The organism is Kitasatospora setae KM-6054 (genome assembly GCF_000269985.1).
GTDB classification, from domain to species: Bacteria; Actinomycetota; Actinomycetes; order Streptomycetales; family Streptomycetaceae; genus Kitasatospora; species Kitasatospora setae.
This window is the reverse complement of the sequence record NC_016109.1, coordinates 3424761-3448810: the sequence shown is the minus strand read 5'-3', so window position 1 is coordinate 3448810 and position 24050 is coordinate 3424761. Positions and strand designations below refer to the sequence as shown.

Here is a 24050-nt window from a genome sequence, read left to right as displayed (position 1 = left end):
GGTGCCCGCCGTCATGCGGCGCGGCCGCCGCCGTCCCCCCGCCACCACCCAGGGCACCCTGCCCCCCGAGGGGTCCGCCGCCGCGCTCGGCCGCCGGCACACCCTCGCGCTGCGCCAGTGGCCGATCACGCTGGTCCTGGTCGTCGCGGCGGCCGGCCTGCTCGCCACCTGGGCCGGCAGCTTCCGCCTCGGCCTGATCGCGGTCGGCGCGGCGCTGCTGCTCGGCGCGCTGCTCCGGCTCGGCCTGCCGGACGTCGGCCTGCTGGCGGTCCGCAGCCGGTTCACCGACGTCACCCTGATGTTCCTGCTGGGCGGCGCGATCGTGCTGCTCACGCTGGTCGCCCAGCCCGACCCGTGGCTGCGGGTGCCGGCGCTGGAGAACATCGGCCGGCTGATCGGGCACCCGATGCGCTGACCCGCGCCGGGGGGAGCCGCGCGGGCCCGGGGGCCCGTCCGGCTCCCCCCGGGCTGTCGCGAGCCCCGGTCGGTGGGGCCGGGCGCCTTGCGATAGCCTTGCCCAGGTCTCTCGATATCGAGAGATCATCCTCGGCTCCAGCGCGCCGGTGTGCCTGGGGCACCTGGCGATCGCAGGAGAAGGCTGAAATGACTCGCACCCCCGTCAACGTCACCGTCACCGGAGCCGCCGGCCAGATCGGCTACGCGCTGCTCTTCCGCATCGCCTCCGGTCACCTGCTGGGTGCGGACGTCCCGGTGAACCTGCGCCTGCTGGAGATCCCGCAGGGCCTCAAGGCGGCCGAGGGCGTCGCCATGGAGCTCGACGACTGCGCGTTCCCGCTGCTGCGCGACATCACCATCACCGACCAGGCGAACGTCGCGTTCGACGGCGCCAACGTCGCGCTGCTGGTCGGCGCCCGTCCGCGCACCGCGGGCATGGAGCGCGGCGACCTGCTCTCCGCCAACGGCGGCATCTTCGGCCCGCAGGGCAAGGCGATCAACGCCAACGCCGCGGACGACATCAAGGTCCTGGTGGTCGGCAACCCGGCCAACACCAACGCCCTGATCGCCCAGCGCAACGCCCCGGACGTGCCGGCCGAGCGCTTCACCGCGATGACCCGCCTGGACCACAACCGCGCCGTCGCCCAGCTCGCGAAGAAGGCCGGCGTCACCGTCGAGGACGTCAAGAAGGTCACCATCTGGGGCAACCACTCGGCCACCCAGTACCCCGACCTGTTCCACGCCGAGATCTCCGGCAAGGCCGCCTTCGACGCCGTCGGCGGCGACCAGGAGTGGGTCGAGAACTTCTTCATCCCGAAGGTCGCCAAGCGCGGCGCCGAGATCATCGAGGTCCGCGGCGCCTCCTCGGCCGCCTCGGCCGCGAACGCCGCCATCGACCACGTGTACACCTGGGTCAACGGCACCCCGGCGGGCGACTGGACCTCGATGGGCATCGTCTCCGACGGCTCGTACGGCGTGCCCGAGGGCCTGATCTCGTCCTTCCCGGTCACCACCAAGGACGGCAAGTTCGAGATCGTCCAGGGCCTGGACCTCTCCGAGTTCGACCGCAAGCGGATCGACGCCTCGGTCGGCGAGCTCGCCGAGGAGCGCGACGCGGTGCAGGAGCTCGGCCTCATCTGAGCCCCTCCGCACAGCGGCCGAACGGCCGGGCACCCACCGGGTGCCCGGCCGTTCCCCTGCGGGTGGCCGCCGCCCTCCGGGTGCCGGCCGCCCTACACTCGGGCCGTGAGCGAAACCCTTCAGGACGCCGCGCTCGTCCTGGTGTTCATCGTGCTGGGCGGGCTGTTCAACGTCGCGGAGATCGCGCTGATCTCGCTGCGCGAGGGGCAGATCCGCACCCTGGAGTCGGCGGGGTCGCGGCGGGCCGCGCGCGCCGCGCACCTGGCGGCGGACCCGAACCGGTTCCTGGCCGCGGTGCAGGTCGGGGTGACCTGCATGGGCTTCCTGTCGGCGGCGTTCGGCGCCGACACGCTGGCGGGCAAGCTGGCGCCGGTGTTCGTCCGGGCGGGCCTGTCCGAGGGCGTCGCGGACGCGGTCGCGCTGGTCGGCCTGACCCTGGTGATCTCGTACGCCTCGCTGGTGCTGGGCGAGTTGACCCCCAAGCGGATCGGCCTGCAGCGGGCCGAGTCGATCGCGGTGCTGGCCGCGCCGGTGGTCGACGTGATGTCGGTGGTGCTGCGGCCGGTGATCTGGCTGCTGGGCCACTCCACCAACCTGATGGTCCGGCTGCTGGGCGGCGACCCGGCCGCCGGACGCGGCGTGATGAGCCCCGAGGAGCTGCGCGGCCTGGTCGCCGCCAGCACCGAACTCGGCTCGGACGAACGCGAGTTGATCAACGAGGTGTTCGCGGCCGGCGAGCGCCAGCTGCGCGAGGTGATGGTCCCGCGGACCGAGGTGACCTTCCTCGACGGCGACCGCCCGGTCGCCGAGGTCCGGCACGAGACCGACTCCGCCCCGCACTCCCGCTACCCGGTGGTGGAGGGCTCGTACGACGCGGTGACCGGCTTCGTCCACGTCCGCGACCTGTACGGGGCGAGCGGCGAACGGGTCGTCCGGGTGCGGGAGCTGGCCCGCCCGGTGAAGCTGCTGCCGGCCACCAAGCGGGTGCTGGAGGCGATGAGCGAGATGCGCCGGGAGGGCCACCACCTGGCGATCGTGGTCGACGAGTACGGCGGCACCGCGGGCATCGTCACCCTGGAGGACCTGGTCGAGGAGGTGATCGGCGAGATCCGCGACGAGTACGACGCCCAGGACACCACCGCCACCCGCCGGCTGGCCGGCGGCGGCGTCGAGCTCGACGGCATGCTCAACCTCGCCGACTTCGCCGAGGAGACCGGCCTGGCCCTCCCCGAGGGCCCGTACGAGACGGTCGCCGGGTACGTGGTCCGCGAACTGGGCCGGCTGCCCGGCAAGGGCGACCAGGTGGTCACCGCCGACGGCACCCGGCTGACCGTCGCCCGGCTCGACGGGCGGCGGATCGAACGGCTGCGGGTGAGCACCGTCACACCGGCCGACCCGGTCGGCCGAGAGGTTTCCTGACCGGCCGGGAGAACTGGAACAATGGCCCCATGGTCAACGCAGCGGTCACCGGTCCCGTGAAGGGCCGCCCCCGGGTGCTCTCCGGCATCCAGCCCACCTCGGGCTCCTTCCACCTGGGCAACTACCTCGGCGCGGTGCGCCAGTGGGTCGACCTGCAGGAGGCCAACGACGCCTTCTACATGGTCGTCGACCTGCACGCGATCACCGTCGAGCAGGACCCGGCGGTGCTGCGGCAGAACACCCGGATCTCGGCCGCCCAGCTGCTCGGCGCGGGCCTCGACCCGGAGCGCTGCACCCTGTTCGTGCAGTCCCAGGTGCCCGAGCACGCCCAGCTCGCCTGGGTGATGAACTGCCTCACCGGCTTCGGCGAGGCCGCCCGGATGACCCAGTTCAAGGACAAGTCGGCCAAGCAGGGCAGCGACCGCACCACGGTCGGCCTGTTCACCTACCCGGTGCTGATGGTCGCCGACGTGCTGCTCTACCAGGCCGACGCGGTGCCGGTCGGCGAGGACCAGCGCCAGCACCTGGAGCTCACCCGGGACCTCGCGGACCGCTTCAACACCCGCTACGGGCAGACCTTCACCGTCCCCGAGCCGTACATCCTCAAGGCCACCGCCAAGATCCAGGACCTCCAGGACCCGGCCGCGAAGATGAGCAAGTCCGCGGCCACCGACAAGGGCCTGGTCAACCTGCTCGACCCGGCGAAGACCAGCGCCAAGAAGTTCAAGAGCGCGGTCACCGACACCGACACCGTCGTCAGCTACGACGAGGCGGCCAAGCCCGGCGTCTCCAACCTGCTGCGGATCCACTCCGCGCTCAGCGGCCGGTCGGTCGACGAGCTGGTCGCGCACTTCGAGGGCAAGATGTACGGCGCCCTGAAGACCGAGCTGGCCGACCTGTTCACCGAGTGGGTCACCCCGTTCCAGGCCCGCACCCAGCAGTACCTGGACGACCCGGCCGAACTCGACCGGGTCCTCGCGCTGGGCGCCGAGAAGGCCCGCGCGGTGGCCGCCGAGACCCTCGCCGAGGTCTACGACCGGGTCGGCTTCCTGGCGCCCAAGCGCTGATGCCGACGGCTGCCGCCACCGAGGGTGACGGCCTCGACGAGGCCGTCACCATCGGCGTGTCCATACACGTCCCGGAGCCGTACGGCAGCCTGGTGCAGGACGCCCGGGCCGGACACGGCGACCCGCAGGCCAGGTCGATACCGACCCACGTCACGCTGCTCCCGCCGACCGAGACCCGGACCGGCTTCCTGCCCGTGGTGGAGCGCCACCTGCGGGCGGTGGCCGCCGCCCAGCGCCCGTTCCGGATGCTGCTGCAGGGCAGCGGCACCTTCCGGCCGGTCTCCCCGGTGGTGTTCATCCGGGTCGAGGAGGGCGCCCAGGAGTGCCGGGTGCTGGAGGCCGAGGTCCGTTCCGGCCCGCTCGCCCGCGAACTGGCCTTCCCCTACCACCCGCACGTCACCGTCGCGCACGGCGTGCCCGAACCGGCCCTGGACGCCGCCTACGAGGCGGCCCGGGGCTTCCGGGCGGTCTTCGAGGTCGCCGAGTTCGTCCTCTCCCGGTTCGGCGCGGACGCGGTCTGGCGGCCCTGCTCGGCCTTCCGCTTCGGCGCGGGCTGACCCTTCCGCCGGCTGACCCCTCCCGCCGGCGGGCGCCGCCGCGGGCGGCGGCAGCCCCGCCGGGGAGCCGCCCCGGCCGGCCTCAGCCGCCCCCGGCCCCGAGGGCGAGCAGCCGGTCCGCGACCCGGGCGGCGGCGCCGCCGTCGTCCAGCGGGCAGAACCGCTCGCGGAAGACCCGGCGGGCCTCCCGGTACCGCGCCGGGTCGAGGTCCCGTAGCGCCGCCACCAGCCCGGCCGAGGTGCGCGCCAGCGGGCCGGGCGCCAGCGCCTCGAAGTCGAAGGTGAAGCCGCGCAGCACGTCCCGGTAGTGCTCCAGGTCGTAGGCGAAGAACACCATCGGCCGGCCGGTCACCGCGAAGTCGAACATCACCGACGAGTAGTCGGTGACCAGCACGTCGGCGACCAGCAGCAGGTCCTGCACGTCCGGGTGGTCCGCCACGTCGCGGACGAAGTCGTCGTCCGGCAGCACCCCGCCGACGTGCACGTGCGGACGCAGCAGCAGCACGTGGTCGCGGCCCAGCGCGGCCCGGGCGGCGGCCAGGTCGATCCGCAGGTCGAAGGCGTGCCGGCCGCCCGCCCCCGGCCGGTCGTCGCGCCAGGTCGGGGCGTACAGCACCACCCGGCGGCCGGGCGGCAGCCGCAGCCGGCGGCGGATCGCGGCCGCCTCGGCCGGGTCGGGCCGGGCCAGCCGGTCGGTCCGCGGGTAGCCGGCCTCCAGCACCTCGCCCCGGTAGCGGAACGCCGCCCGCAGCTCCGGGGTGGCGAACGGGCTCGGCGACAGCAGCAGGCTCCACTGCCGCACCTCGCGCTCCAGCCGCTCCAGGTAGCCGTCGGCGGACGCCCAGCCCGGCGGCATCCGGTGCGCGATCCGCTTCAACGGGGTGCCGTGCCACAGCTGCGCCACCACCTGGCCCTCGCGGCGGCGCAGGAACTCCGGGAAGTGCGTGTTGCCGACCAGGTAGCGGCAGGTCGCCAGCGCCTCGTACCACTCCGGGCTCCACTGGCGCACCGCGCGGGCGCCCGCCGGGGGCCGCTCCTGGCCGTCCTCGACCACCCACAGGTGCTCAAGACCACCCCGGCGGGCCAGCTCGGCGTGCACGGCGCGCGGGTTGCAGGCGTAGCCGCGGCCGCCGAACACGTCGTACAGCACCGCGTCGCGCAGCGGGCGGCGCCGGGCGGCCGGGTAGGACTCGGCGCGCAGCAGGTGCTGGCGGTGGGCGCTGCGCTCGACCGCGGAGAGCACCGGCAGGCTGTCCACGATCAGCGTGTCGTGCCAGCGCCGCTGCAGCAGGAAGGACTTGTCGCCGACCCGCGCCCGGGCCGGCAGCAGCGGCAGCACCGCCGGGTGCAGCCGCACCGGCACCCCGGGTGCCCCGGCCGGGCCGACCGGGCGCAGCAGGGCCTCCCAGACGCCCTTCCCGAGCGGCCGGGGCACCCCGTCCGGCCCGGCCGGGGCGAGCGGCAGCCGGACGCCGAACCGCCCGCCCGCCGCCGGGCGCACCGGAGCCCGGCGCTCGCGGCCGTCACCGGCGTGCCGCAGCACCAACTCCAGCGGTCCCGCGTCCGCCGCCCCCGGGTACTCCCCGGCCAGCTCGAAGCACTGCTCGCCGGGAACGACCAGGTCGACCCGGGGCTCGGCCGGCTGGACGCAGAACTGCAGCCGGTCGTCGGCGAGTTGCTTGGCGTACAGCACCGGCCCGGCACCCGGCGGCGCCGAGGGCGGGGCCGTCCCGTCCGGTAACGCCCGGTCCGGCGCCGGGAGTTCGCGCCGCGGTGCCGGGAGCCGGCGCGGCGGCGACGGCGACAGCGGCGGCGACAGCGGCAGTTGGGCGGTTCCCCGGAGCGGTGCGCGCAGCAGCAGCGGGGCGGGGCCGGCGGGCAGGGCCAGGGCGGCGTCCCAGTGGCCGGGGGAGGGGCGCGGGACGGTGCCGACCAGGGCGGTGAACTCGTCGCCCCGCCAGTGCGCCTGGGTCTGGATCAGCTCGCCGGTGTCGCGGTGGCGCAGCAGCAGCGGCCCGCCGCCGGGGCCGGTCGCGGTGCCGCGCAGTTCGAACCCGTCGGGGCGGGCCCGGCAGGAGGTGACGCGGACGGCGGGCCGGCGGGCCGTCAGGTGCAGGGTGCCGTCCAGGGTGTGCGGCGCCAGGTGCAGGCCGTCCGCGCTCCAGCCGGCCGGCGGGTACTCGCCGCTGCCGCACCAGTGCGCGGCGAGCGGCGCGCGGGCCAGCAGCCGTCCGGCGGTGACGGCGGCCTCGACCCGCCAGACGGTGCCGTCCGGGCCGGGGCCGGGGCGGAGGGCGGCGGGGTCGAGCCGGGCGGTGAAGCCGGTCCAGTCGAGTGCGTGCGCGCTCTGCCCGCTGTCGTCGGTGGCCTCCGGCAGGTAGCGGGGGACGGTGCGCAGCCGGACGGCGGTGCGCCGGGAGCCGTCGAGCGGCCGCAGTTCCAGGACGACCCGGGTGCGGCCGGGCCGGTCCCCGGGCATTCCGGCCATCCGGCCCTCGCCGTGCAGGACCAGGGCGCCGCCGTCCCAGGCGGCCTCGCGCAGGGCGGCGAGGGCGGCGGGGGGTTCGGCGGGCCGGGCGCTGCCAGGGGGGGTGCGGTGCCGTGCCAGAGGGGGCATCTGCGATATCCCAGCGCAGTTTCCCGGGAAATGTCAATTCCCTCCGCTTTCGGGAAGCGGAGGGAATTGACGTTATTTAATCATATGGAGTGATGTGAATTCCGGATGCTGCGGCGGTTACTCGCCCGCGGCCAGCATCGCGTCCACGACCCGCGCCGACGCCTGGCCGTCGTCCAGGTCCCCGTACGCCTCGCGGAACGCCGCGTACTTGTCGGCGTACTCCGCGGTGACCGCGGCCAGGTCGCCCAGCGCCGCGACCACCTCGGCCGAGGTGCGCAGCAGCGGGCCGGGCGCCTGCGCCTCGAAGTCGAAGCTGAAGCCGCGCAGGTTGTCCCGGTAGTGCTCCAGGTCGTACGCGAAGAGCAGCACCGGCCGGCCGGTGTTCATGAAGTCGAACAGCGCGGCCGAGTAGTCGGTCACCAGCACGTCCGCGACCAGCAGCAGCTCCGCCATGTCGGGGTAGGTGCTGACGTCCCACACGTAGCCGTCGCCGGCCTCGGCGATCTGCCCGCGCACCACCTCGTGGGCGCGCACCAGCAGCACCTGGTCGTCGCCCAGCGCGGCCCGGGCCGCCGCCAGGTCGAGCTGCAGGTTCAGCTGGTAGCCGCCGTCGGGCAGCCGGCGGTCCTCCCGGAAGGTCGGCGCGTACAGCACCACCTTCTTGCCCTCGGGCAGCCCGAGCTGCTCGCGGACCCGCTCGGCGGTCTTCTGCCGGTCGGCGGCGAACAGCAGGTCGTTGCGCGGGGTGCCGCTCTCCAGCACCTCGCCCTTGAAGTCGAAGGCGCGCCGCAGCACCGGCACCGACCAGCTGTTGCCGGCCACCAGCAGGCTCCACTGCGGCACCTCCTCCTTGAGGTGCTCCAGGTACCCGGAGTCGGTGAACCAGACCTTCTCGAAGTCGGTCCCGATCCGCTTCAGCGGCACGCCCTGCCAGGTCTGCACGACGACCTGGCCCGGCCGGCGGCGGAAGTACGTGGGCAGGTGGGTGGAGGTGACGACGTACTTCGCGGTGGCCAGCGCCTTGAACCACTCGGGGGAGCGGTGCCGGAGGGCCTCGGCGCTCCGCGGCAGCTCGGCCTGCAGGTCGACGGAGGTCCACAGGTGGCGCAGCGGCAGGCCGCGGCGGACCAGCTCCTCGTGCACCGCCCGCGGCGAGTCGCTGTACACGCCGCCGTCGGCGGCCCACCAGTCCTCCCGGACGGTGTGGTACAGCACGGTGTCGGTCAGCGGCGCCGACCGCTCCTCGGCGTAGGCCAGCCGCAGCTGCCGCTGCCGGTAGCCGCTGCGCTCCTCCGGCTCCAGCGCGTCGTGCGACTCCATCGACAGCAGGTCGAAGCCGCGCCGCTCCAGGCCGATCCGCTTGCCGCGGGTCCGCAGCTCCAGCGGCAGCGTGTCGAAGGTCGCGGCGGCCAGCTCGGCGCTCGGCCAGACGCTGTCGGGCGCGGCGTCCGCCGGGCGGAACAGCACCGTCCAGCTGCCCTTGTGCAGCGGCACCCGGCCGGCGAAGGACGCGGTCGGCACGGCGGGCAGCACGACCCGGAACCGGCCGTCGGCGATCTCCACCGGGTAGGCGTGCTCCTCCTGGCGCTTGTGGTGCCGGGCGACCAGCTCGTAGCGGTGGGTGCCGGGCAGCGGGAAGGAGCCGCTGAGCACGAAGCCCTCGCCGTCGGCGGCCGGGCCGACCTCCTCGATCACCGGCTGCAGCACCTGGTCGCACAGCTGCAGGTAGCCGGACGGGGACGGCTTGGCGTACAGCGAGCGCGCCCCGCCCTCCACCGCCAGGTGCAGCTCCACCGGGGCGGCCCGGTCGTCCAGCACCAGCGGCAGCACCTCGCCGCCGGCCAGCTTGATCCCGAGGTCCCAGCGGTCCCGGGTGCGCTCCTCGGCGGTCGGGTCCAGGACCGCCCAGGCCTCCCGGACGGCGGTCAGGTCGGCGATCCGGAAGCGCACCGTGAACGGCAGGTCGCGGCCGACCGGGGTGCCCAGCTCCAGCTCGGCGAACAGGTCGCGGTCCGACTCGACGTGCAGCAGCCGCAGCTCGGCCCCGGCCAGGTCGGCGCCGGAGCGGACCAGGCCGCGCAGCTCCACCCGGCCGTCCCCGAGCGCGGTCGTCGAGACCGCGCGGGCCCGCACCCGCTCCACCCGCAGCAGCAGGTGGCCGTCGCGCGACCAGGGCACGATCCGGACGTCGTCCTCGACCCAGTGCGACGGCGGGTACTGGTTGTGGTCGTGCCAGCCGACCGACACCCGGCCCTTGTAGACGCCGCCCTTGCCGGCGCCCGCCACCAGCACCCGCCAGGAGCCCTCCTTCCAGGCCCCGCGGTGCTTGAGCCGCTGCGGGTCGATGGACGCGGCGAAGCCCGCCCAGTCGCAGCTGTACAGGTCGTGCGGGGAGCTGGCGGTGGCCTCCGGGCTGTACCGCGCCTTGGTCTGCACGGCCACCACCCGGCGGCCCTTGGCCTCGCGCAGGACCAGCGCCTTGACCATGTCGTGCTTGTTCTCGGCCCCCAGGTGCTCGGGGAAGGCGTGGCCGGTCAGCTGGAGCTTCCCGTCCTCCCACTGGGCGTCGTACAGCCGCGAGCGCATCACCAGCGCGTTCTTCAGCCGCAGCACGTCCGCCGGGACGCTCTTGCGGCCGCCGCGCAGGAACGGGTAGTCCGCGTACGGGCGGAGCAGGCCGCGGGCCGGGGCCGCGCCGTTGCTGTCCTGCTCGAAGCGGAGCTGCTCGATCAGCTCCTCCAGCCGGCCCTGCAGGGTCAGGTGGTACTTCAGCCGCAGCGGCGCGCGCAGCTTGCGGACCTGCTCGGGCCCGATGGCGCGCAGCAGCCGGCCGGCCGACTCCAGGTAGGCCGCGTTGTACTCCGGGTCGCCCGCCAGCACCGACCCGAAGAACATCGGGATCTCCTCGACGAGGTTGTTCTCGTCGTAGGTGCGCAGGTACTTGCGGTACTTCGGGTCGCTCTGCGCCGACAGCCAGTCCCGGACCAGCTCCATCGACTTGACCCGGTCGATGACGCCCTTCGGGTTGGTCTTCATCTGGGTGATCGACATCTCGCCGACCTCCCGCTCGCGCCAGTGGTAGATCGGCTCGGCGAGCACGTCGACCCGGCGGGCCAGGAAGTGGTGCGGCACGCTGACCGGCGCGTCCTCGTACAGGATGCCCTCGGGGTACAGCACGCCCGCCTCGTCGAAGAACGAGCGGCGGTAGACCTTGTTCCAGGCGGTCCGGTCGGTGATCAGCGCCGGGATCTCGGTGATGTGGGTGCGCAGCCGGGTCGCCGCGAACGGCTTGCGGTGGCCGCCGGACTGGTAGTGCCCGACCGCGCGGAAGCGCAGCACGTTGCCGGAGCAGAAGTCCGAGCCGGTCTCGTCCAGGGTGCCGATCATCAGCTCGTACGCGGACGGCGGCATGGTGTCGTCGCTGTCCACGAAGGCCAGGAACTCGGAGCCCGCGTCGATGTGCCGGTAGCCCGTGTTGCGCGCCGCGCCGAGGCCCTTGTTGACCTGCTGCACCAGCCGGAACCGGGAGTCCTTCGCGGCGTACGCGCGGGCGATCTCGGCGCTGGAGTCCTTGGAACCGTCGTCGACCATGACGCACTCGAAGTCGGCGAAGGTCTGCGCGGCGATGGAGTCCAGGCACTCCTCGAGGTAGCGCTCGACGTTGTAGATCGGAACGACGACGGAGAGACGGGGGGCCATCGGTAGCGCAGAGCCTTTCATCGGGGAGTGCGACCGGCGGGCCCGTGGATACCTGCGTGCGAGAGCGGACCTCCACCGGCCGCGATCCTACCTCTCCGCGCTTGCTAGTCTGCGCCAGGCCAGGCCAGGTCGGGAGAGTGAAGAGATGCCGCGGTTCAGTGTGGTCGTGCCCGTGCACGCCGTCGAGGAGTACCTGCCCGAGTGCCTGGAGTCGGTCCTCTCGCAGTCCTTCGGCGATTTCGAACTGATCGCCGTCGACGACCGCTCCCCCGACGGCTGCGGCGCCCTGCTGGACGCCGCCGCCGCCCGCGACCCCCGGGTCGCCGTCCGGCACCTCCCGGAGAACGTCGGCCTCGGCCCGGCCCGCAACGCCGGCGCCGCCCTCGCCACCGGCGACTACCTGCTCTTCCTGGACAGCGACGACACCCTCACCCCCGGCCTGCTCGCCGCCGTCGACGCCCGGCTGCGCGCCACCGACGACCCCGACCTGCTGGTCTTCGACTACGCCCGCAGCTACTGGGACGGCCGGGTGGCCCGCTCCGCCTCCGCCCCCGTCTTCACCCGGCCCGGCCCCGAGGTGTTCGCCCTGGACGACCGCCGCGACCTGCTCGACCTGCTGCAGGTCGCCTGGAACAAGGTCTACCGCCGCGAGTTCACCGAGCGCGTCGGCCTGTCCTTCCCGCCCGGCTACTACGAGGACACCCCCTACACCTACCCGGCGCTGCTCGCCGCCGAGCGGATCACCCTGCTCGACGCCGTCGGCGTCCACTACCGGCAGCGCCGCGAGGGCGGCAACATCCTCGCCACCGCCTCCCGCAAGCACTTCGACGTCTTCGCCCAGTACGACCGGGTCTTCGCCTTCCTCGACACCCGGCTCGACCTCGACCGCTGGCGGCCGGTGATCTACCGGATGATGCTCGGCCACCTCGCCACCGTGGTCTCCAAGCCCGGCCGGGTCCCGGCCGCCGACCGCCGCGAGTTCTTCCGGCGGGCCGGCGAGCACTGCGCCCGGCACCGCCCCGACGGCTACCGGCCCGCCCCCGGCCGCGAGGGCCTGCGCGGCGAACTGCTCGGCCGCGGCAGCTACCTCGGCTTCCAGAGCCTGCGCGCCCTCGCCCGGGCCCGCCGCGCCGTCCGCCGCTGACCCGCCGCGCCGCGGCCGACCCCTGACGCGGCGTCACCCGTACGCGTCGCTCCGCGCGCCCCGGGCCGGACAGCGGTATACAGCCAAGGGTGGACTTCCTCACCAAGCTGCCCGTGATCGGCCCGCTCGCCGCCCGCCTGCTGCGCAGCCGCCCCTACCTGGTGTACCTGCTGTTCGACGCCGTCCAGGGCAACCGGCTGGCCGGGGCGGTCACCTTCTTCGGCTTCCTGGCGCTGTTCCCGCTGCTCACGGTGGCCCTGGCGATCGCGCTCGCCACCCTCTCCGACTCCCGGGTGCACCAGCTCCAGGACAAGGTCACCGAACAGCTGCCCGGCCTCGCCGACTCGCTCGACCTGAACGCCATGGTCGCCAACGCCGGCACCGTCGGCCTGGTCTCCGGCCTGCTGCTGCTGGTCTCCGGCCTCGGCTGGGTGGACACCATGCGCGGCGCGGTGCGCACCGTGTGGCGGCTGCCCGCCGAGGGCGGCAACGTCCTGCTGGTCAAGCTCCGCGACTGCCTGGTGCTGCTCGGCCTGGGCCTGGTCTGCCTGGCCTCGCTGGCCGGCTCCGCGCTCGCCACCACCCTCGCCCACCGGCTCGCCGACGGCCTCGGCCTGGACGGCGGGGCCGCCCGCTGGCTGCTCTCCGGGCTCGGCTTCCTGATCGCGGTCGGCGCCGACCTGCTGCTGTTCGCCTACCTGCTCGGCCCGTTCCCGCAGATCGCCGGCCAGTCCCGCCGCGCCCTGCTGGAGGGCGCGCTGATCGGCGCGGTCGGCTTCGAACTGCTGAAGCTGCTGCTCTCCTCGTACCTCGGCTCGGTGGCCGGCCGCAGCCTGTACGGGGCGTTCGGCGTGCCGGTGGCGCTGCTGCTGTGGATCGACTTCGTCGCCCGGCTGCTCATGTACTGCGCCGCCTGGACCGCGCTCGCCGACCCGGAGGAGGCCCGGCGGCGCGCCGTCCGGCAGGCCGAGGCGGCGCTCGAAGCCGCCGGGCCGCAATCCGCGCCACCGACTGTCCGGCATCCGGACCAGTGACTATGATCCCGGTCACATCCGTTCGGCATCCACCGACCGCACGCCGCCGCGCTCCCCCCGCCCCGGCCAGCTCCCCAGGAGACCGTGTGCCAGTCTCGGACACCATCGCCGCTCCCCCCGCCCCGCCCGTCCCCGCCACCCCCGACGACGTGCCCGGCTGGTTCTTCCGCGCCGACCAGGCGGCCTTCGCCCACCTCCTGCACCGGCAGACCGCCGCCGGCACCGCCGGCGACCTGCTGGAGATGGGCGCCTACCTGGGCCGCTCGGCGATCCTGCTCGGCAGCCACCTGCAACCCGGCGAGACCTTCACCGTCTGCGACCTGTTCGACCTCGACGCGCCGGACGACGACAACTCCGCCGAGATGACCATGTCCTACCGCGAGACCCTCACCCGGCGCGCCTTCGAGGCCAACTACCGGGCCTTCCACCCCGAACTGCCGGTCATCGTCCAGGCCCCCACCTCGGTGCTCGCCGACGGCCGGATCCCGGCCGGCAGCTGCCGCTTCGTCCACATCGACGCCTCCCACCTGTACGAGCACGTGGCCGGCGACATCCTGGTCGCCCGCGACGCGCTCGCCGAGAACGGCCTCGTCGCCCTCGACGACTACCGGGCCCCGCACACCCCCGGCGTGGCCGCCGCCGTCTGGGAGGCCGTCTTCACCCTCGGCCTGCGGCCGGTGCTGCTCACCCCGGAGAAGTTCTACGGCACCTGGGGCGATCCCGACGCCGTCCGCGCCGACCTGCTCGACCGGGACTGGCGCGCCGAGGGCTACCGGCTCGACGAGGAGCACCTCGCCGAACAGGTCTGCCACCGCCTCGCCTGGGACGAACCCGCCGCCCGGGCCCGCCGGGCCGCCCCGCCGCGCTCGCTCCCGCGCCGGATCGCCCTCGACCTGCTCCCCCCGGTCGCCACCCGCGCGGTCCGCCGCGCCCTGCGCGCCGCCCGCCGCCCCTGACCGCCCCCCGCCGGGCGGCCCGGAGCCGGCGTCAGCCCCGGCCCGCCCGGCGGCGCAGCGCCCGCAGCCGCAGCAGTCCCGCCGCCGCGACCGCCGCGCACAGCCCCACCGCCGACCAGGTCGCCGGACCGGGGCCGGACGCCGCCGCGTGCGCCGCCCGCCCCACCGCCGGCCGGGCCGGCCCGGCCGGCGGGCTCGGCGGGTCCGCCACCGGCCGGGCCGCCGCCGGGCCCTCCGCCGGGGCCTGCGCGCCGCCGTCCTCGGCCAGCTCCCCGACCGGGGCGGCCTTCCCGGCCGCCGCGAAGCCCCAGTCCAGCAGCGCCGCCGCCTCGTCGTACACCTTCGCGCCGTCCGCCGGGTGCATCACCGTCACCAGCAGCGTCCGCCCGTCCCGCTCGGCCGCGCCGGTGTAGGTCGCGCCCGCGTTGGTGGTGTAGCCGTTCTTCACCCCGATCAGCCCCGGGTACTTGCCCAGCAGCCGGTCGGTGTTGGCGATCCCGAAGCTGCCGCGCTGCCCGGTCTTCTTGTCCACCGCCCCCGGGAACTGCGCCCACCGGGTCGCGCAGTACCCCCGGAACTCCGGATCGCGCAGGCCCGCCCGGGCGAACAGCGTCAGGTCGTACGCCGAGGTGACCTGCCCGTCCATGTCGTAGCCGTCCGGGCTGACCACGTGGGTGTCCCGGGCCCGCAGCCGGTCGGCGCGGGCCTGCATGTCGGCGACGGTCTTCGCGACCCCGCCGTTCATGTTCGCCAGCACGTGCACCGCGTCGTTGCCGGAGGACAGGAACACCCCGCGCCACAGGTCCTCGACCTTGTAGTCGAGGTCCTCCTTGATGCCGACCAGGCTGCTGCCCGCGCCCATCCCCTGCAGCTCCGACCAGGTCACCCGGTGCACGTCGGAGGCCGGGAACCGGGGCAGCACGGTGACCGCGAACAGCATCTTCAGGGTCGACGCGGGCGGCAGCTCGGCGTGCGCGTTGAACGCCGCCAGCACCTGCCCGCTGCCCGCGTCCGCGACCACCCAGGACCGCCCGGTCAGCTCCTTCGGCAGCGCCGGCGCCCCCGCTGCCACCTGCACCCCCGCCGCGCCCAACCGCTCCCCGCCCACCACCGCGTCCGCCCGCGCGGCGGACGGGAGCGACAGCACGAGCAGCGCGGCAGCGGACGAACCGTGGAGAATCCGGCGGATTATCAGCATTCCGGGAAACTAACCCGCCCCCCGCCCCCGCCCCCGGCGGCGGCGCCGCCCGCGCCACGAACGAGTACCGCCCACTGCTCCGATCGGCGGGCCGCGCATACTGGACGGGCACCCCGTCTGCCGCGAAGGACCCCGCCATGAAGCTCAGCCGCCCGGTCTCCTGGTTCCTCACCGCCTTCGGCGTCTGGTCCCTCTTCGTCTGGACGACCTTCGCCAAGAACCTCTGGAAGGACTCCGGCGGCCAGGCGTTCGTCAACGGCGACCACTCCCAGCCCACCGCCTTCTTCTGGGTGCACCTGCTGCTCACCGTCACCTCCCTGCTGCTCGGCCTCGCCATCGGCTGGATCGGCGTCCGCGGCCTGCGCGCGTCGCGCCGCGCGGCGGCCCCCGCCGCCGACCGGGGCTGACCTGGCGGCGCGTCAATTCGCTTGCGCACCAGCGGGGACCAGGAGAAGGATGCGCCGCCGGGCGGGTGGTTCCACCCGCCCGCACGCCGTCTCCCTGGGGGGTCCCTTGTCCCGCTCCGTCCCGCCGCGGCTGCTCGCCGCGTGCGCCGCGGCAGCCCTCGCCGCCGGCCTGTTCGCGGCGCCCGCCGCGCAGGCCGAACCCGGCCCGGCCGTCACCGCCCCGACCGTCCTGCCCGGCACCTACCTGGACGGCGGCCCCACCGACGGCTGCACCGCCACCGGCACGCCCGGCTGGGTCGGCGCCGGCCACCCCGGCCCCGAGCTGTCCGCGCGCACCACCGCGCCCGCCGCCCGCTTCAAGGTCTGGGACGGCACCGGCGCGAAGGTCCTCGACACCACCGCCGACACCGACGCGCTCGGCGGCGTCCGGACCGCCCTGACCGGCCTGCCCGACGGCGCCGGCTACACCTGGCAGGTCTGGCCGCAGGACCGGCCGGGCTCCGGAGCGCCCACCGAGACCTGCCGCTTCGGCATCGACACCGCCGCGCCCACCGGACTCGCCGTCCGCTCCGACGACTTCCCGGCCCAGGGCGGCACCGCGTACGCGACCGACACCGGCGTGTTCGCCTTCTCCGCCACCGACACCGGCTCCGGCGTGGCCTGCTTCCGCTACGTCCTCGACGGGACGCTCGGCGTCGGCGCCGACTGCGCCCCCCGCCAGGGCGTCGCCGCGGCCGGGGCCGACGGCACCGCGAGCGTCGCCCTCCGGCCCGGTTCCTGGGGCAGCCACGAGCTGCGGGTCGAGGCCGTCGACCACGCGGGCCGGGTCAGCCAGACCGTCCACTACTCCTTCTACGCGCGGTCGAACCCCAACCCGCCGAAGGCCCTCGGCGACGTCGACAACGACGGCGTCCCCGACATCCTGCTGCCCGACTCCCACGGCAACCTGCTGGTGATCAGCGGCGCCTCCGCCACCGCCACCCCCACCACCGTCGTCCCGGCCATCTGGGCCCCGATCGGCGGCAGCTGGACGGGCCTCCAGGTCCTCCACAAGGGCTGGAGCCTCGCCGGCAGCCCCGCCGACACCGTCTACGTCCACGACCTCGGCGGCAGCTACCTCTACCAGTACCTCAACCAGGGCCGGCTGCCCCTGGGCGTCCAGTCGCCGCAGCTGGTCAGCCACCCGAGCGGCTGCGTCGACACCGCCTTCAACCCGGTGGACTGCCTGTCCGACCTGTCGTCCGGCTTCGCCGACGCGCGGCAGCTGGTCGCCTTCGGCCCGACCGACCCGGCCGTCCCGAACGGCATCACCCTGCTGGACGTCGAGCAGGGCGACCTGTGGCTGCAGAACGACCCCTCCTGGTTCGGCGCCACCAGCACCCGCCTCACCACCGGCGGCGCCTGGAACGGCTACGACCTGGTCGCCCCCGGCCCCGACGCGGCCGGCGACCTCGCGCTGTGGTCCCGCGAGCAGTCCACCGGCGTCCTGCGGGCCCACGCCGTCCCGAAGCTCGCCGACGGGAGCTACGACTTCTCCGGCCTCGCCGACCCGGCCGCCGGCACCGTCCTGGGCACCTTCCCGGCCGCCGACTACCCGGTCCTCGGCAGCTCCGGCGACCTCGACGGCGACGGACGGCCCGACCTGTACGCCGTCACCGCCGACCGGCACCTGATCGCCTACCACGGCGCCACCGCCCCGCAGGACCGCGGCCCGCTGGCCTGAGCCGCCGCAGTGCCCGAACCCCCCCGGCCGGCCCGCCGGGGGCGGGTTCGCGCCGTTCCGGGGCCGGGCGGCGGCCCCGCGGGCCCGGCCGTTCCGGCGCCGCCCGCGCGGGCCCCCTTCAAGTGGCTGATTCCCGCTGCTAGCCTGCCCCGCACCGACTGTGGGGGAGGGCTTCGCCGTGAGCACCAGTACCACCCTTGAGGAGGCCCGCCCCGGGTGGGCGCGGCGGCAGGAGCGGGAGCGGCGGCACCGGCGGGCCAAGTCGCGGCTGCGGCTGCCGTTCGCGGTGGCGGCGGGGTGCTGGGCGGCGCTGCTGCTCTGGTGGGCGGCGGCGTACCCGGCGTTCACCGGGGACGCCCCGGACGGGTCCGCGCCGCTGTACGCCGCCGCCGTGCGGCTCGTCCACCCGGGGCCCGCCACCCTGCTGCAGACCGCCGCGGCCGCCTTCGCGCTCGGGTACCTGGTCGCCGCGCTGGCCCGCTACGGGGTGCGCGGACGGCACGCCGGGCCGGTCGCGGTCGGGCTGGCCGGGCTGCCGCCGACCGCGAGCCTGGTGGTGTCGGCCACTCCCGACGCGGTCGTCGCGCTCGCCGCGCTGCTGCTCACCGGGGCCGGCCTGCGGCTGCTGGCCCGGCGGGCCGAGGGCACGCTGCGGCAGGGCGGCCCGGCCCAGCGGCTGGATCTCGCCGTACTGTTCTCGGCCGTCTGCGCCCTCGCGCTGACCGGCACCCGGGGGGCCGGGACCGCGCTGGCGGCCGTCGCCGTGCTGCTGGCCTTCCTGCCCCGGGCCCGGCTGCGCCTCGCGCTGCCGACCGCGCTCGCGCTGGCCGTGCCGCTCGCCCTCGGCCTGCTCGGCCACCCGGCCGCGCCCGCGGGCGACCTGCGCCCGCTGCGGGCGGCGGACCTCGCGGTGGCCGGCCGGTCGGCCGCCGCCCCGGCGAACCCCGCGCTGGACGCCGTCGCCCCGGCGCCGGTCTGGGCGGCGGCGGGCGCCGACTGCTCGGCGTCCGCCGCCCTCACCGACCGCTGGAACGCCCCCGCCGCCGACCGGGCCGAGGGCGAACTCGCGACCGCCTGGCGGCAGTTGCTCCGCGACCACCCGGACGCCGTGCTGGACGCCCGGCTCTGCCGAGCCCGGATCGCCTGGGGCGTGTGGGCCGGTGGCGACGGCCCGCACGCCGCCACCGGGGTGCCCGGCCCGGCGGCCGGCTCCCGCGGCCTGTGGCACCCGCTGCACGCCGCCGCGACCTGGAGCCACACCCTGCTGCGCGCCCCGCAGCTCGACTGGCTGCTGTGGCGCGGCGCGCTCTGGGCCTACCTGGGCCTGGCCGCCGCCGTGCTGTACGCCTGGCGGCACCGGCTGGCCGCCCTCGTCCCGGTGGCCGGCGCGGCCGTCCTCGGCACCCAGCTGGCCCTCACCGCCTCCGCCGCCGACCAGGACTACCGCCGGATGGCCGCCGCCCTGCTGGCCGGCCCGCTGCTGCTCACCCTCGCCACCGTCCGCACCCGCCGGGCCGACTGAACCGCCCGGCGACCGCCCCGCGACCGCCCCGAACGCCGAGGGGCCCGCCCGGAGCGAACTCCGGACGGGCCCCTCGAACGGGTCGGACTAGAAGCGACGCGTGACGAGCGCGCGCTTCACCTCCTGGATCGCCTTGGTGACCTCGATGCCGCGCGGGCAGGCCTCCGAGCAGTTGAAGGTGGTGCGGCAGCGCCACACGCCCTCACGGTCGTTGAGGATCTCCAGGCGCTGCTCGCCGCCCTCGTCGCGCGAGTCGAAGATGAAGCGGTGCGCGTTGACGATCGCCGCCGGGCCGAAGTACTGGCCGTCGTTCCAGAACACCGGGCACGAGGAGGTGCACGCGGCGCACAGGATGCACTTGGTGGTGTCGTCGAAGCGCTCGCGGTCGGACTGCGACTGCAGCCGCTCGCGGGTCGGCTCGTTCCCGTTGGTGATCAGGAACGGCATGACGTCCTTGTACGCCTGGAAGAACGGGTCCATGTCGACGATCAGGTCCTTGAGGACCGCGAGGCCCTTGATGGCCTCGACCGTGATCGGCTTCTCCGGGTTGACGTCCTTGATCAGGGTCTTGCACGCCAGCCGGTTGCGCCCGTTGATCCGCATGGCGTCCGAACCGCAGATGCCGTGCGCGCAGGAGCGGCGGTACGTGAGCGTGCCGTCCTGCTCCCACTTGATCTTGTTGAGCGCGTCCAGGACGCGCTCCTTCGGGTCCATCAGGAGCTGGTAGTCCACCCACACCGGGTCCGGGTGCTCCTCCGGGTTGAACCGGCGGATCCGGAAGGTGACGCTGATCAGCTGGGTGCTGCCCGCCTCGACCGCGTCCAGCGCGGCCGAGTGCGTCTCGACGGTCGGAGTGGACATCAGTACTTACGCTCCATCGGCTGGTAGCGGGTCTGCACGACCGGCTTGTAGTCGAGGCGGATCGAGGTGGAGCCGTCCTCGGCCACCTCGCGGTACGCCATGGTGTGCTGCATGAACTTCACGTCGTCGCGGGTCGGGAAGTCCTCGCGGTAGTGACCGCCGCGGGACTCCTCGCGGGCCAGCGCCGAGACGACCAGCACCTCGGCCAGGTCGAGCAGGTTGCCCAGCTCGACGGCCTCCAGCAGGTCGGTGTTGTAGCGCGAGCCCTTGTCCGCGATCGAGACGTTCTTGAAGCGCTCCTTGAGCGCCGCCACGTCCTCGACCGCCTGCTGCAGGGTCTTGCCGGTGCGGTAGACGGACACGTTGGTGTCCATCGACTCCTGCAGCTCCTGGCGGATCTTGGCGACCGACTCGGTGCCGGTGGAGTTCCGCAGGCCCTCCACCAGCGCCTCGACCAGCGCGCCCGGGTTCTCCGGCAGCGGCACGAAGTCGTGCTTGTCGGAGTACGCGGCGGCGGCGATGCCCGCCCGGCGGCCGAACACGTTGATGTCCAGCAGCGAGTTGGTGCCCAGCCGGTTGGCGCCGTGCACCGACACGCACGCGACCTCGCCCGCGGCGTACAGGCCGGGGACCACGTCGGTGTTGTTGCGCAGCACCTCGCCCTCGACGTTGGTCGGGATGCCGCCCATCGCGTAGTGCGCGGTGGGCTGGATCGGGATCGGGTCCGTGTAGGGCTCGATGCCGAGGTAGGTGCGCGCGAACTCGGTGATGTCCGGCAGCTTGGCGTCCAGCTGCTCCGGCGGCAGGTGGGTCAGGTCCAGGTAGACGTGGTCGCCGTCGGGGCCGCAGCCGCGGCCGGCCCGGATCTCCGAGTAGATCGCGCGGGAGCACACGTCACGGGACGCGAGGTCCTTCATGACGGGGGCGTAGCGCTCCATGAAGCGCTCGCCGTCCTTGTTGCGCAGGATGCCGCCCTCGCCGCGGGCGCCCTCGGTGAGCAGGATGCCCATCCGCCAGATGCCCGTCGGGTGGAACTGGAAGAACTCCATGTCCTCCAGCGGCAGGCCCCGGCGCAGCGCCACGGCCTGGCCGTCACCGGTCAGGGTGTGCGCGTTCGAGGTGACCTTGAACATCTTGCCGGTGCCGCCGGAGGCGAACACCACGGCCTTGGCCTGGAAGACGTGGATCTCGCCGGTGGCCAGCTCGTAGGCCACCACGCCGGCCGTCTTGCCCTCGTTGATCAGCAGGTCGAGGACGTAGAACTCGTTGAAGAACTCGACGCCGTGCTTGACGCAGTTCTGGAACAGCGTCTGCAGGATCATGTGGCCGGTGCGGTCCGCGGCGTAGCAGGACCGGCGGACCGGGGCCTCGCCGTGGTTGCGCGAGTGGCCGCCGAAGCGGCGCTGGTCGATCCGGCCCTGGTCGGTGCGGGAGAAGGGGAGACCCATCTTCTCCAGGTCGAGGACCGCGTCGATGGCCTCCTTGCACATGATCTCGGCGGCGTCCTGGTCGACCAGGTAGTCGCCGCCCTTGACCGTGTCGAAGGTGTGCCACTCCCAGTTGTCCTCCTCGACGTTGGCGAGCGCGGCACACATGCCGCCCTGCGCCGCGCCGGTGTGGGACCGGGTCGGGTAGAGCTTGGTCAGCACCGCGGTGCGGCTGCGCTGCGTCGACTCGATCGCCGCGCGCATGCCCGCGCCGCCGGCGCCGACGATGACGGTGTCGTACTGGTGAATCTGCATGGGGGTCAGTCGCCTCTGGTGGCTCGTCTAGATGTTCGGGTCGAAGGTGAAGATCACCAGGGTGCCGAGGACGACCGTGAAGACGGTCGCGACACCGAGGAGACCCTTGAGCCACAGACGAGTGGCGTCCTTCTCCGCGTAGTCGTTGATGACGGTGCGCATGCCGTTGGAGCCGTGCAGCATCGCCAGCCACAGCATCAGCAGGTCCCAGAACTGCCAGAACGGGGACGCCCAGCGGCCCGCCACGAAGGCGAAGCTCACCTTGGAGACGCCGCCGTCCAGCATCAGGTTGATCAGCAGGTGGCCGAGGACCAGCACCACCAGGACGACACCCGACAGGCGCATGAACAGCCAGGCGAGCATCTCGAAGTTGGTGCGGGTGCGGCGCGGGGTCTTCCTGGTGCGGGCCCGGGCGGGCTCCACCACGAAGGCGTCGGCCGGGTTGCCGGTGCCCAGGCCCTTGGCGGTGTGCGCCTGCAGGGAGGGAACCACCAGGTCGTTGGTGTCAGTGGACACGCGGATCAGCCCCCGAACCAGGTGCGAAGGGTGTGCTCGAGGACGGGGTAGAAGGAGCCGGCCATCAGGACGACCCAGACGCCCACGACGGTCCACAGCATCTGCTTCTGGTACTTCGGGCCCTTGGCCCAGAAGTCCACCGCCACGACCCGCAGGCCGTTCAGCGCGTGGAACAGGATGGCGGCCACCAGGCCGTACTCCATCAGGTTCACCAGCGGGATCTTGTACGTGGCGATCACCGAGTCGTACGCCTCGGGCGACACCCGCACCAGGGCGGTGTCAAGGACATGTGCGAACAGGAAGAAGAAGATCAGGACGCCGGTGACTCGGTGAGCCACCCAGCTCCACATGCCTTCCCGGCCGCGGTACAGCGTTCCAGCCGGCACGGAAAACCCTCCGGAAGCGGTTCGGGGGCTCGGCCGGCTTCGGTGTCGGTCAGCCCGGCCGGATACGGTCCACCGGCCGCGAGCATCCTATCGACGCGCCGTCGGCAACCGCCCGCGGGGGCCCCTGGTGTGATCAATCAGGCACGCACGGCCTAATCGGAACGGGAACCGCACGGGAGTTGTGACGCAGAGTCATCACCCGACTGCGCTACGGTACGCCTCCCCGCCGCCCAGCAGAGAGGCCCGCGCCGTGCGCCCGCTGCCCGCCCGCACCCCCGCCGCGCCGAACGCCCCCACCGCCCCCGCCGTCCCCGGCGCGTTCGCCGCCCTCGCCGCGCTCGTGCTGGCGGCCGGCTGCGCCGCCCCGGCCGGGCCGTCCGCCGACGGCGCGGCCACCGCGACCGGCGCCGCGAGCGCGTCCGCCGCGCCCGAGTACGACGCCGCCGCGGTGCGCGCGCTGGCCGTCACCGAGGCCGACCTCGCGCCCGGCTGGCGGGTCACCCTGATGCAGCCCGGCCAGAACGACATCTCCAGCCCGCCGCAGACCGCCGACATCCCGGCCTGCCAGCCGGTGCTGGACGCGCTCACCCCGTCCAAGGGCTCGGCCGGGCCGCTGGCCGAGGCCGACCTCGACGTCGCCCGGGACGGCGACGGCGGCGCCTCGCTCTACACCGCGGTGCTGGCCTTCCGGCCCGGCCGGGCCGCCGCCGTCCAGCGCGGCCTCGACCAGGTCCTCGACCACTGCCGGGCCTTCGCCTCCACCGCCGGGCACCACCTGCTCACCCGGCTCGACACGCCCACCCCCGGAGGAGCCGACGCCGCCACCGCCTTCACCCTCACGAATGAAACCGGCGGCGCCACGATCGTCCAGCGCGCCCTGGTCGCCCGCGCCGGGGACGTCATCGCGGTCTTCACCACCCTCGACGCGACCGGCCGGGCCGCCCCGGAGCCGGACCGGGCGGTGGTGGCGGCGCAGCTCGCGAAGATCGGCCGGAAATGACGGAGGGCCCCCGAGGGGGCCCTCCGCGGCGGCGTGCCTCAGCCCTTCACGGCCACCAGGTGCTCCAGGCGGCTGAGCGCGATGCGGCGCAACTCCTCGGCGGAGATCAGGCGTTCCTCGTCCGGGTCGTTGGCGAGGCGGGTCCGGAGCGAGGTGAGGACGGCGTCCAGCATCTCCTCCGGGTCGACGCCGTCGAGGCAGACCACGAAGACGTGCCCGAAGCGGGCCTCGTACGCGGCGTGGGCGGCGCGCAGCGCGGTGTGCGCCGCCTGGCTGCCCGGGGCGCGCATGCCGAGCAGCGGCTGGGGCATCCAGCTCTCGTCGGCGAGCGCCTCGGCGAGGTCCGCCGGGCGGAGGTCGTAGCTGGCCTCGCTGGCGGCGGCGAGCAGGGACTCTATGTCGGGGTACGGGCGGTGGGCGGTGAGGCGGAGGGCCCAGCGGTGGCTGCCGCAGCAGGCGAGCAGCGCCTCCTCCACCGCGCCGGAGTCGGCTTCGTTGAAACGGTGAAGCCCGAGCAGGGACGGCTCCGTCCGCACGTCTAGACGCTGCGGCGGGATGTCGCTGGCCAGCGGATCCTCCTTGTGAGGGCGGAAGGCGGAGTGCTCC

General features: G+C 74.4%; 20 protein-coding genes. 12 read left to right on the top strand and 8 right to left on the bottom strand.

What is annotated here, in order from left to right; all coding sequences use genetic code 11:
- The first annotated feature begins 1 nt into the window (after nt 1).
- The 5 genes from KSE_RS15085 (at nt 2) to KSE_RS15065 (ending at nt 4639) form a co-directional block, all read left to right on the top strand.
- Nucleotides 2-415: a DUF3017 domain-containing protein gene (locus tag KSE_RS15085; RefSeq protein WP_231873172.1), complete on the top strand. Its 414-nt coding sequence runs from the start codon at nt 2-4 to the stop codon at nt 413-415.
- A gap of 188 nt (nt 416-603) precedes the next feature.
- Nucleotides 604-1596, top strand: a complete 993-nt coding sequence (locus KSE_RS15080) for a malate dehydrogenase (RefSeq protein ID WP_014136178.1) — start codon at nt 604-606, stop codon at nt 1594-1596.
- A 105-nt stretch (nt 1597-1701) separates the two neighbouring features.
- Nucleotides 1702-3015 (top strand): hemolysin family protein, encoded by a 1314-nt coding sequence (locus tag KSE_RS15075; protein WP_014136177.1) that lies wholly within the window; start codon nt 1702-1704, stop codon nt 3013-3015.
- A 29-nt stretch (nt 3016-3044) separates the two neighbouring features.
- Nucleotides 3045-4082 carry a tryptophan--tRNA ligase gene (trpS, locus tag KSE_RS15070; RefSeq protein WP_014136176.1) on the top strand — a complete coding sequence of 346 codons (1038 nt, stop codon included), beginning with the start codon at nt 3045-3047 and terminating at the stop codon, nt 4080-4082.
- Nucleotides 4082-4639, top strand: coding sequence for a 2'-5' RNA ligase family protein (locus tag KSE_RS15065; protein WP_014136175.1), 558 nt, complete (start codon nt 4082-4084; stop codon nt 4637-4639). Before trpS ends, KSE_RS15065 begins: the two co-directional genes overlap by 1 nt.
- A gap of 82 nt (nt 4640-4721) precedes the next feature.
- Here the strand turns inward: KSE_RS15065 and KSE_RS15060 are convergent, their stop codons facing one another.
- Entirely contained in the window at nt 4722-7256 is a 2535-nt protein-coding gene (locus tag KSE_RS15060; protein WP_014136174.1) for a CDP-glycerol glycerophosphotransferase family protein, read from the bottom strand.
- A 117-nt stretch (nt 7257-7373) separates the two neighbouring features.
- Nucleotides 7374-10955: a bifunctional glycosyltransferase/CDP-glycerol:glycerophosphate glycerophosphotransferase gene (locus KSE_RS15055; protein ID WP_014136173.1), complete on the bottom strand. Its 3582-nt coding sequence runs from the start codon at nt 10953-10955 to the stop codon at nt 7374-7376.
- 145 nt (nt 10956-11100) lie between these two features.
- Here KSE_RS15055 and KSE_RS15050 point away from each other — a divergent pair, with 145 nt between their 5' ends.
- The 3 genes from KSE_RS15050 to KSE_RS15040 all read left to right on the top strand — a co-directional run bounded on the left by KSE_RS15050 (nt 11101) and on the right by KSE_RS15040 (nt 14089).
- A complete protein-coding gene (locus tag KSE_RS15050) occupies nt 11101-12099 on the top strand; it encodes a glycosyltransferase family 2 protein (RefSeq protein ID WP_051055230.1) in 999 nt (332 codons plus the stop codon).
- A gap of 89 nt (nt 12100-12188) precedes the next feature.
- Nucleotides 12189-13133 (top strand): YihY/virulence factor BrkB family protein, encoded by a 945-nt coding sequence (locus KSE_RS15045; RefSeq protein ID WP_014136171.1) that lies wholly within the window; start codon nt 12189-12191, stop codon nt 13131-13133.
- A gap of 86 nt (nt 13134-13219) precedes the next feature.
- Nucleotides 13220-14089: a class I SAM-dependent methyltransferase gene (locus KSE_RS15040; protein ID WP_014136170.1), complete on the top strand. Its 870-nt coding sequence runs from the start codon at nt 13220-13222 to the stop codon at nt 14087-14089.
- Nucleotides 14090-14120: 31 nt separating this feature from the next.
- Here the strand turns inward: KSE_RS15040 and KSE_RS15035 are convergent, their stop codons facing one another.
- Complete coding sequence (locus KSE_RS15035; RefSeq protein ID WP_063747420.1) at nt 14121-15287, bottom strand: D-alanyl-D-alanine carboxypeptidase family protein; 1167 nt, start codon at nt 15285-15287, stop codon at nt 14121-14123.
- 137 nt (nt 15288-15424) lie between these two features.
- On the opposite strand from KSE_RS15035, the gene KSE_RS15030 reads away from it, so the two are divergent.
- From KSE_RS15030 to KSE_RS15020, 3 genes are all read left to right on the top strand, one after another.
- A complete protein-coding gene (locus tag KSE_RS15030) occupies nt 15425-15694 on the top strand; it encodes an SCO4848 family membrane protein (protein ID WP_014136168.1) in 270 nt (89 codons plus the stop codon).
- A 106-nt stretch (nt 15695-15800) separates the two neighbouring features.
- Entirely contained in the window at nt 15801-17417 is a 1617-nt protein-coding gene (locus tag KSE_RS15025) for a hypothetical protein (RefSeq protein ID WP_014136167.1), read from the top strand.
- Between the two features lie 178 nt (nt 17418-17595).
- On the top strand, nt 17596-18939 hold the full coding sequence (locus tag KSE_RS15020; RefSeq protein WP_014136166.1) for a hypothetical protein: 1344 nt from the start codon (nt 17596-17598) through the stop codon (nt 18937-18939).
- 87 nt (nt 18940-19026) lie between these two features.
- On the opposite strand, the gene KSE_RS15015 is transcribed toward KSE_RS15020, so the two are convergent.
- Genes KSE_RS15015 through sdhC form a run of 4 tightly spaced genes read right to left on the bottom strand, consistent with a single transcriptional unit; the run spans nt 19027 to nt 22444 of the window.
- The gene (locus KSE_RS15015) at nt 19027-19800 is read right to left on the bottom strand and encodes a succinate dehydrogenase iron-sulfur subunit (protein WP_014136165.1); all 774 of its coding nucleotides are present in this window, start codon (nt 19798-19800) and stop codon (nt 19027-19029) included.
- Entirely contained in the window at nt 19800-21542 is a 1743-nt protein-coding gene (gene sdhA, locus KSE_RS15010; RefSeq protein ID WP_014136164.1) for a succinate dehydrogenase flavoprotein subunit, read from the bottom strand. The genes KSE_RS15015 and sdhA overlap by 1 nt, the downstream gene beginning before the upstream one ends.
- 27 nt (nt 21543-21569) lie before the next feature.
- Nucleotides 21570-22022 carry a succinate dehydrogenase, hydrophobic membrane anchor protein gene (sdhD, locus tag KSE_RS15005; protein ID WP_202523833.1) on the bottom strand — a complete coding sequence of 151 codons (453 nt, stop codon included), beginning with the start codon at nt 22020-22022 and terminating at the stop codon, nt 21570-21572.
- A gap of 41 nt (nt 22023-22063) precedes the next feature.
- Nucleotides 22064-22444 (bottom strand): succinate dehydrogenase, cytochrome b556 subunit, encoded by a 381-nt coding sequence (sdhC, locus tag KSE_RS15000; protein ID WP_033253218.1) that lies wholly within the window; start codon nt 22442-22444, stop codon nt 22064-22066.
- 250 nt (nt 22445-22694) lie between these two features.
- Here sdhC and KSE_RS14995 point away from each other — a divergent pair, with 250 nt between their 5' ends.
- Nucleotides 22695-23444 (top strand): hypothetical protein, encoded by a 750-nt coding sequence (locus KSE_RS14995; RefSeq protein WP_014136161.1) that lies wholly within the window; start codon nt 22695-22697, stop codon nt 23442-23444.
- Between the two features lie 38 nt (nt 23445-23482).
- Here the strand turns inward: KSE_RS14995 and KSE_RS14990 are convergent, their stop codons facing one another.
- Entirely contained in the window at nt 23483-23980 is a 498-nt protein-coding gene (locus KSE_RS14990) for a 2-oxo-4-hydroxy-4-carboxy-5-ureidoimidazoline decarboxylase (protein WP_014136160.1), read from the bottom strand.
- Nucleotides 23981-24050 lie beyond the last annotated feature (70 nt).

What these genes read in the sequence shown, in the direction of transcription:
- KSE_RS15080 (WP_014136178.1), top strand. Translation starts at nt 604, where the DNA reads ATGACTCGCACCCCCGTCAACGTCACCGTCACCGGAGCCGCCGGCCAG.
- trpS (WP_014136176.1), top strand. Translation starts at nt 3,045, where the DNA reads ATGGTCAACGCAGCGGTCACCGGTCCCGTGAAGGGCCGCCCCCGGGTG.
- KSE_RS15035 (WP_063747420.1), bottom strand. Translation starts at nt 15,287, where the DNA reads ATGCTGATAATCCGCCGGATTCTCCACGGTTCGTCCGCTGCCGCGCTG.
- KSE_RS15030 (WP_014136168.1), top strand. Translation starts at nt 15,425, where the DNA reads ATGAAGCTCAGCCGCCCGGTCTCCTGGTTCCTCACCGCCTTCGGCGTC.
- KSE_RS15050 (WP_051055230.1), top strand. Translation starts at nt 11,101, where the DNA reads ATGCCGCGGTTCAGTGTGGTCGTGCCCGTGCACGCCGTCGAGGAGTAC.
- KSE_RS15060 (WP_014136174.1), bottom strand. Translation starts at nt 7,256, where the DNA reads ATGCCCCCTCTGGCACGGCACCGCACCCCCCCTGGCAGCGCCCGGCCC.
- KSE_RS15015 (WP_014136165.1), bottom strand. Translation starts at nt 19,800, where the DNA reads ATGTCCACTCCGACCGTCGAGACGCACTCGGCCGCGCTGGACGCGGTC.
- KSE_RS15055 (WP_014136173.1), bottom strand. Translation starts at nt 10,955, where the DNA reads ATGGCCCCCCGTCTCTCCGTCGTCGTTCCGATCTACAACGTCGAGCGC.
- sdhA (WP_014136164.1), bottom strand. Translation starts at nt 21,542, where the DNA reads ATGCAGATTCACCAGTACGACACCGTCATCGTCGGCGCCGGCGGCGCG.
- KSE_RS15065 (WP_014136175.1), top strand. Translation starts at nt 4,082, where the DNA reads ATGCCGACGGCTGCCGCCACCGAGGGTGACGGCCTCGACGAGGCCGTC.